The sequence below is a fragment of the Gammaproteobacteria bacterium genome, assembly GCA_028817255.1.
Classification (GTDB): Bacteria; Pseudomonadota; Gammaproteobacteria; order Porifericomitales; family Porifericomitaceae; genus Porifericomes; species Porifericomes azotivorans.
In genome coordinates this window covers 1-7286 of record JAPPQA010000012.1, presented here as the reverse complement: position 1 = coordinate 7286, position 7286 = coordinate 1, and the positions used below count along the sequence as shown (strand labels likewise).

Here is a 7286-nt window from a genome sequence, read left to right as displayed (position 1 = left end):
CGCTCAGGCGTTGCCGCCGTTCGGCGGCGGCCGCGACCGCAGTTCGTGCAGCGCCAGGTAACCCCCGGCGCGCACCGCCAGTAAAGCGATATTGGCGAACATCGAAAGCAGCAGCAGCACGATAACCCAGGCGACGTAATAAGAGATGCGGATGGCGGGCGGCTCCTCCGCCGGGGCCGTAGCGGCGGCATCCTGGTCGCCGTCGCGCAACACGCCCTGCACCGCGGCGGCCAGGGAACGGTCTATGTGCGAGGCCTCCTCCACCGCCTGGGCGACCCTCTCGATGCGGTCCGGCTCCTGATACAGGCGCCAGAACTCCCCCAGCGCGCGATATCCGCCCACCAGCCCCACCAGTAGAAGCGCCAAACCCAGCGCACGGACAGTCCACTCGACGACTGCGCGCAACATGGCGCCATTGTATCATGTAGCCTGCGTCCTTTTCCTGGATCTGTACGGAGGCTTCGCGACCCCGGGGGCGGCGGTCCCGGCCCCGCGGCTGCAACAACCATGCTGCGCTATCTGTATTCCCGGCTGGCGGGGGCCCTGCTGGTCGTCATCGGCGTCACCGCCGTCGTCTTTGCGCTGAGCCGCGTCATCCCCGGCGACCCGGTGGAGATCATGGCCGGGGAATCGGCGACGCCCATGGAACGCCAGGCGATGGCGGAGGCCATGGGCCTGGACCGGCCCCTGCTCGCCCAGTGGTGGCTGTACCTGCGGCGGCTGGCCGTCCTCGACCTCGGCGCCTCGCTGCATTCCGGGCGGCGCGTGAGCGACCTGCTGGCCGACAGCATCCCGGCCACCCTGCTCCTGGCCGCCGCCACGCTGGCCTTCGCCGCGCTGCTGTCGCTGGCCCTGGGCGTCCTGGCGGCACTCAAACGCGGCAGCGCCTGGGACCGCGGCGCGACGGCCTGCGCGTTGCTGGGGCTGTCGCTGCCGAACTTCTGGCTGGGGCCGCTGCTGATCCTCGTCTTTGCCTACCGCCTGGGCTGGTTCCCGGTGGGCGGCATGGGCGGGCCGGGAGCGCTGGTGCTGCCCGCCCTGACCCTGGGCACGGCGATGGTCGCGCTGCAGATGCGCATGGTGCGCGGCAGCCTGATTGATGTCCTGGAAACGGATTACGTGCGCGCGGCCCGGGCGCGGGGACTGCCGCCCTGGCGGGTGGTGCTGGGACACGCCCTGAGCAACGCGCTGCTGCCGGCGATCACAATCGTCGGGCTGCATACGGGCGCCCTGCTGACGGGGGCCGTGGTAACCGAGCATATCTTTTCCTGGCCGGGGGTCGGGCAACTGATGTTCGAGGCGATCCGCAGCCGGGACTACCCGGTGATCCAGGGCTGCGTCCTCCTGATCGGCACGGTCTATGTGGGCATCAACCTGCTGACCGACCTGGTCTATTGCGCCCTGGATCCCCGCATCCGGCTGGAGGCGGAAGAACGGCCGTGAAGCGCATTCCGCTGCTGGTCGTGGGCCTGTGGCTGCTGGTCTCGGCGCTGTCGTTGCTGCTGCCGATCGCGCCCAACGAGATTGACCTGGCGCGGATCGCGCGCCCGCCCACCCTCGAGCACTGGCTGGGCTGCGACGAACTGGGCCGCCCCGTGCTCGACCGGCTGATCGTCGGCGCCCGCAATTCCCTGGCGATCGCCCTGCTGGTGGTCAGCCTGTCCTTCCTGATCGGCGTCCCCCTCGGCATGTGCGGCGCCCTGCTCGGAGGCATATGGGACCGCGCCGCCGTCTTCCTGATGGACGTGGTGCTGGCCTTTCCCGGCATCCTGCTGGCCATTGCGCTGGCCGGCTTCCTGGGGCCGGGACCGGGCAACGCCGTGCTGGCCCTCAGCGCCGGCGGCTGGGTGGCCTTCGCGCGGCTGAGCCGGGCGCAGACGCTGGCGCTCAAGCAACTGGGCCATGTCGAGGCCGCCCGCGCCCTGGGGACGCCGCCGCCGGCCATCCTGGGCCGCCACGTGCTGCCCCTGCTGTTCTCCGTGCTCAGCGTGCAGCTGCCCTACGAGATCGCCGGCATCGTGATCGCCGAGTCCACGCTGTCCTTCCTGGGGCTGGGCGTGCAGCCGCCCGGCGCCTCCCTGGGTTCGATGATCCTGGAAGGATCGAGGCACATGCTGGTCGCGCCGCATATCGTCCTGGCCCCCGGATTGACGATCCTGGCCCTGGTGCTGTCGGTGAACCTCCTGGGCGACGCCGCGCGCGACGCCCTGGGCGGGCGGCGGCAGGGGAACGGCGGATGAAAGGAAAGGGCGGCGCGCCGGCGGCCGGCCCGCTGGTCGTCGATCTGCCGGGGACCCGCCTGACGCCGGAAGACGCCGAGTTGCTGCGCCACCCCCTGGTCGGCGGCGTGCTGCTGTTTGCGCGCAACCAGGAATCCCGCCGCCAAGTCACGGCGCTGGCGCGCGCCGTGCGGCGCCTGAAGAGCCCCGCCCTGCTGGTGATGGCGGACCAGGAAGGCGGGCGGGTGCAGCGCTTGCGGCACGGCTTTGCGCCGCTGCCCGCCTTCGGCCTGCTGGGCCGGAGCTACGAACGGCGCCCGGAGCGCGCGTTGCGGCTCGCCGCGGACATCGCCTGGCTGATGGCCGCGGAGATCGCCGCCGCCGGCCTGGACCTCAGCCTGACGCCCGTCCTGGATCTGGGCGGCAACCGCAGCGTCATCGGCGACCGCGCCTTCCACCGCGACCCCGATATCGTCTGCCGCCTGGGACGCGCCTGCCGGCACGGCCTGCGGCAGGCGGGCATGGCCGCCGTAGCCAAGCACTTCCCCGGTCACGGCGCCGTAGCCGGCGACACGCACCGGGAGCGCTGCACGGATCCCAGGGAGTATTCGCGCATCCGCGACTCGGATCTGCGCCCCTTCGCGGCGGCCATACGCGAGGGGATCGAGGGCGTGATGATGGGCCTGGTCACGTACCCGGCCGTCTGCGAAGGGCCGGCCCTCTACTCCGCCGCCTGGATCCGGGACATACTGAAGGGGCGGCTGGGATTTAAGGGAACGGTGCTCAGCGACGACATCGGCATGGAGGCGGCCGCCGTCGTGGCCGACCATGCGGATCGCTTCGTCGCCTGCCGCGAGGCCGGCTGCGACCTGGTGCTGTTGTGCAACCGCCGGCAGCAAGTGGAGCGGCTTGTGGACCGGTTGCGCCCGCAGGAGTGGCTGCTGGCGGCGCGCAAACTCGATGCCCTGCGGGGCGCGGGCGGCGTCCGGGACAGCGGCTTCCCGCGCAATTGCCCGCGCTGGCGCAGGGCGCGGGCGGCACTGGCAGCGCTGCGCCGGGAGGCGGAAGCGGCGGCGCCGCAAGAAACGGAGACGGCCGGGGCCGCGTCCTCATAACGGAAAGAGCAAAGAGCAAGGAGTAGGGAAGATGCCCATGGAAACGATGACAGCGGTTCGCATCCTGGTAGAACTGGCGCTGATCGGCGCAGGCAGCGCGCTGCTGGCCTTCGCCTGGCTATGGGGCAGCAAGCGGTTGCGAGCCAAGATGGAAGCCCTCGGCAACCACTACCTGGCGATACTGCTCTACGCCGCGCGCAAGCCTGGCCTGGGAGCCGTCTTCCTGATCGCGCTGTTCCTGAGCGCCTGGTCGCTGGACCGCGGACTGGACTTGTCCCTGCAGGCAAAATTAGAGCCCGTATTCGACTTCGGAACGGTCGCCGTCATGGCCCTGTTCCTGATCCTGCTGGTAAACCGGCTGAAGCGGCTGGCGCTGGCGCGGCTGGCGCGCCGCGAGGGCCGCCAGGCGCAACGGGTGCGCCGCGTAGTGGACATCGGCGCCCGGGCCCTGCGCATCCTTGTGATCGTGGTCATCGCCCTCATATGCCTGGAGCAAATCGGCATCAATCTGACCAACGTCCTCGCTTTCGGCGGCATCGGCGGCATCGTCGTCGGCCTGGCGGCGAAGGACATCATCTCGAACGTGTTCGGCAGTTTCATCATCTATCTGGACCGCCCTTTCGAGGTGGGCGACTGGATCCTTTGCGAGTCTCAGGGACTGGAGGGCACCGTGGAAAAGATCCGCTGGCGCACCACGCACATCCGCACCTTCGACAAGCGCCTGCTGTACGTCCCCAACACCGTGTTCATCGCCAACGCGGTGGAGAACCCCTCCCGGATGACGCACCGCCGAATTTACGAGACCATCGGCGTGCGCTACGAAGATGCGGGCCGGGTCGCCGAGATCGTGCGCAAAGTGAAGGAGATGCTGAAGACGCACCCCGAGATCGATCCCACGCAGACCACCATCGTCAACCTCAACGCCTTCGCGCCCTCCTCCCTGGACTTCTTCATCTACGTCTTTACCCGCACCACGAACTGGATCAAGTACCACGAGGTAAAGCAGGACGTATTGCTCAAAGTGCTGGAGATCATTGAGGAGTGCGGGGCGGAATGCGCCTTTCCCACTTCTACGGTGCTGTTGCAGGGCGGCGAAGCGGCGCAGGCAGAAAGGAGATAAATGTGAACGAGTATTTCAGTGACAGGGAAAACGGCCCTCGTCCTCACCCAAAAGAAACAATATCGCCCCAAGTCTGCCGTACTATTGAGACGAAAATAAAAACCCTGATTGATCAAGGCGCCTTTGCTAAGGAATTCCCTGAGAGATGCCCGGATAGCGAGGTTATTGCAGGAACCAATACAAATGCACTGATCACTGCAATGGTTGGCGATATACCGAGGTTGCAGTGGGAGAATCCGGGGGATCCTATCTTCTCGTGTGACACGCCCGAAATACTGCTAATTCTAGATGCCATTGAATACGTTTTCCGTCATATCGCCGATCCCACTCTAAACGATTATCACGAATATTACAGGCATCAACACTATATCAGGTTTGACAAACATAAGGGGCAATCAAAATTTCTAGAAGAAATCAATCTGCTATTTGCGCGCAACAATATTGCCTATGAATTGAAAAATGACGGCAAAATTCACCGGGTGCTGCCTCCACAATTAGATGAATTGATACAAAATACTACTCAAACGAGAAGCGGCAACGAAACTCTGGATCAAATGATAACTAAGGCATGTGATAAAATTAGACTACCCTCCCATGAGACCAAGCAGGAAGCGCTAGAGAAAATCTGGAAAGTCTGGGAAAGAATCAAAACCATTCATAACCCAGATAAAAAGAAGGCGATAGAAGAGATTCTGGCACGGGCCGCTCCGGAGGAAAAATTTAGAGAGAGACTTCAAAAGGAAGCAAAAGAGCTGACTGCAATTGGCAACGCCCACTATATTCGCCATTCAGAAACAGTTCAAAGATCCTTGGAAACTCCAGAACAAATTGACTATCTGTTTCATCGCATGTTGGCCATGATTTACCTGCTACTGCAAAATATCCGTACTTGAACCTACCTCAAAATTGAGATGATGACGTTTTCCGTGGTATGGTATGCCCATACTAAAGATCCGCGACGAACAATGGGAAAGGATTCTCGCGAGCTGCCCGGGCCGCAACCCGGTTCCCGCCCGCCGCGTTTTGAAAGCGGTATTGTGGATTCTGACGACCGGCGCCATAAGTTTCGACTTCTGCATGATAGAAACCAAACGGAGTGCTTGATAGGAGACCGAGCGTAGGACAGCGATCACCTCGACGAGGAGTTGAAGAAAGAGAAAGTCGAGGTGATAGCGCCGCATCGCAAGAACCAGAAGAAGCGTAAGACGCAAGACGGCCGAAGATTGCGCCGCTACGAGCGGCGGTGGATTGTGGAGTGTTTTTTGCATGGTTGCAATGGCAGCGTCGTTTGTTAATACGCTGGGAATACTACGCAGATAACTTTTGAGGATTTGTCTAACTCGCATGCATCGGAATCCTGCTAAAGCAGTTTTGAGATAGGTTCTTATCAAAATGGCAAAACTTTCTGAATTTGAAAAATTGTTACTCCGCATCCAAAATGAACTTGGCATATCTAAAGCAAAGTATTCGAAATTTGAAGAGTTTGCCGAAAAAACTACGCCCCCGAATCGGCGAAAAAAAATAATCAGATTTATCCTGATCATTTTTCCAACTCTGATAATTGGTTGGGTTATCTACGATTCGCGCCTGATACCTCAATTCTCAGCATCAACCCAATCTAAAACACCAGAACAACGTACTAGTGCCCCTCTCGCTCTTGCATTAGCTCCACCAAACAATGGAACTACACGAAAAAATGTAACAGCCGAGGGTGTGGCACCATTTGAAATTAAGACCAGCGCCGGTAGCAATTACCTTATAAAGCTTGAAAATATTTCAGGGATGAAAGTTATGGATATCTTTGTTCGCGGTGGGGATACTATAGAAGTATCAGTCCCTCTGGGAAGCTACATTGTTAAATATGCTGTTGGTAATACTTGGTATGGCTATGAACATTACTTCGGTCCCGACACAAATTATAACAAAGCCGACGAGATATTTCATTTCAGGCAAGAGGGCAACCAAATTAGTGGCTATACTATTACATTGTACCCGGTCCTCAGTGGCAACCTTAGAACTAGTCGAATCAAGGCCTCACAATTCTAAAAGAGTCAAGTAAGGTCGTTTCTCCCCCACCTAGCACGGCATTCTCCTCCCTCTCCCTCTGGGAGAGGGCCGGGGTGAGGGCAAAAAGCAACGCCACCCAAACCCTGAATCTATCTCAAAGGAGTATGATACGATTGGAAACCAAAGCAGCGAGAAGCATCACCAGTGAAGGAGATTATCCATGCAATACCTGAAACATCAGAGGAGTGAAGCGATGAAGTATCGGGCGAATCTTACGATTGTTCGGTTAACCGCTGCTGTGTTGCTTGCGGGAGTCGTCTTTGCTCCTGTGCAGGCACAGGAATGGTCCTCAAACGGTCTTGAAGTTGATGACTATAAACAAGTAGAAGTGCTTATCGAGAGTCTCCATCAAAACGCCAAAGACATCGGACTGACAAAGCAAAGAATCTATAATAAAACTGCCCTCACGCTGCGGAAATACGGGCTAATCCCCACTAATAGCGATGACTTACCGCCCATAGCCAGACATAGTCGCTCAGAATATCTCTACATCCAAGTCAACGTTATTGGAAAAGGATTAAGCATAACAGTGCAATTCAACCGGTCCGTAATTTTCGTGACGCACCAAGCAAGGAGAGCATTTAGGTATGTAGGGACAACTTGGCAGCATGGCAGTACAGGAACTCACGCAGGAGATTACACATATGTCCTTGATCAGGTAGAAGAGTTAGTCGAAGAATTCGTGCTTGCCTATCTGGAGGCCAACCAGCAATAGCCACGCCGTTTTTTCGGAAATTGCTGATTTGTCCGTGTCTTTACCCGTGC

8 protein-coding genes and 1 pseudogene are annotated in these 7286 nt (G+C 60.0%); 8 read left to right on the top strand and 1 reads right to left on the bottom strand.

Features of this window, described 5'->3' with window-relative positions; genetic code table 11:
* Positions 1-3: 3 nt before the first annotated feature.
* A complete protein-coding gene (locus tag OXU43_00475) occupies positions 4-408 on the bottom strand; it encodes a hypothetical protein (protein ID MDD9823653.1) in 405 nt (134 codons plus the stop codon).
* A gap of 99 nt (positions 409-507) precedes the next feature.
* On the opposite strand from OXU43_00475, the gene OXU43_00470 reads away from it, so the two are divergent.
* From OXU43_00470 to OXU43_00435, 8 genes and pseudogenes are all read left to right on the top strand, one after another.
* A complete protein-coding gene (locus OXU43_00470; protein ID MDD9823652.1) occupies positions 508-1443 on the top strand; it encodes an ABC transporter permease in 936 nt (311 codons plus the stop codon).
* Positions 1440-2240: an ABC transporter permease gene (locus OXU43_00465; protein MDD9823651.1), complete on the top strand. Its 801-nt coding sequence runs from the start codon at positions 1440-1442 to the stop codon at positions 2238-2240. The genes OXU43_00470 and OXU43_00465 overlap by 4 nt, the downstream gene beginning before the upstream one ends.
* Positions 2237-3334 (top strand): beta-N-acetylhexosaminidase, encoded by a 1098-nt coding sequence (nagZ, locus tag OXU43_00460; protein MDD9823650.1) that lies wholly within the window; start codon positions 2237-2239, stop codon positions 3332-3334. Before OXU43_00465 ends, nagZ begins: the two co-directional genes overlap by 4 nt.
* Positions 3335-3371: 37 nt before the next feature.
* Positions 3372-4454 carry a mechanosensitive ion channel family protein gene (locus OXU43_00455; GenBank protein MDD9823649.1) on the top strand — a complete coding sequence of 361 codons (1083 nt, stop codon included), beginning with the start codon at positions 3372-3374 and terminating at the stop codon, positions 4452-4454.
* Positions 4455-4456: 2 nt separating this feature from the next.
* Positions 4457-5347 carry a hypothetical protein gene (locus OXU43_00450; GenBank protein MDD9823648.1) on the top strand — a complete coding sequence of 297 codons (891 nt, stop codon included), beginning with the start codon at positions 4457-4459 and terminating at the stop codon, positions 5345-5347.
* A 201-nt stretch (positions 5348-5548) separates the two neighbouring features.
* A pseudogene (locus OXU43_00445) lies at positions 5549-5781 on the top strand (transposase).
* 65 nt (positions 5782-5846) lie between these two features.
* Positions 5847-6500: a hypothetical protein gene (locus tag OXU43_00440; GenBank protein ID MDD9823647.1), complete on the top strand. Its 654-nt coding sequence runs from the start codon at positions 5847-5849 to the stop codon at positions 6498-6500.
* A 181-nt stretch (positions 6501-6681) separates the two neighbouring features.
* Entirely contained in the window at positions 6682-7236 is a 555-nt protein-coding gene (locus OXU43_00435) for a hypothetical protein (protein MDD9823646.1), read from the top strand.
* Positions 7237-7286: the final 50 nt, after the last annotated feature.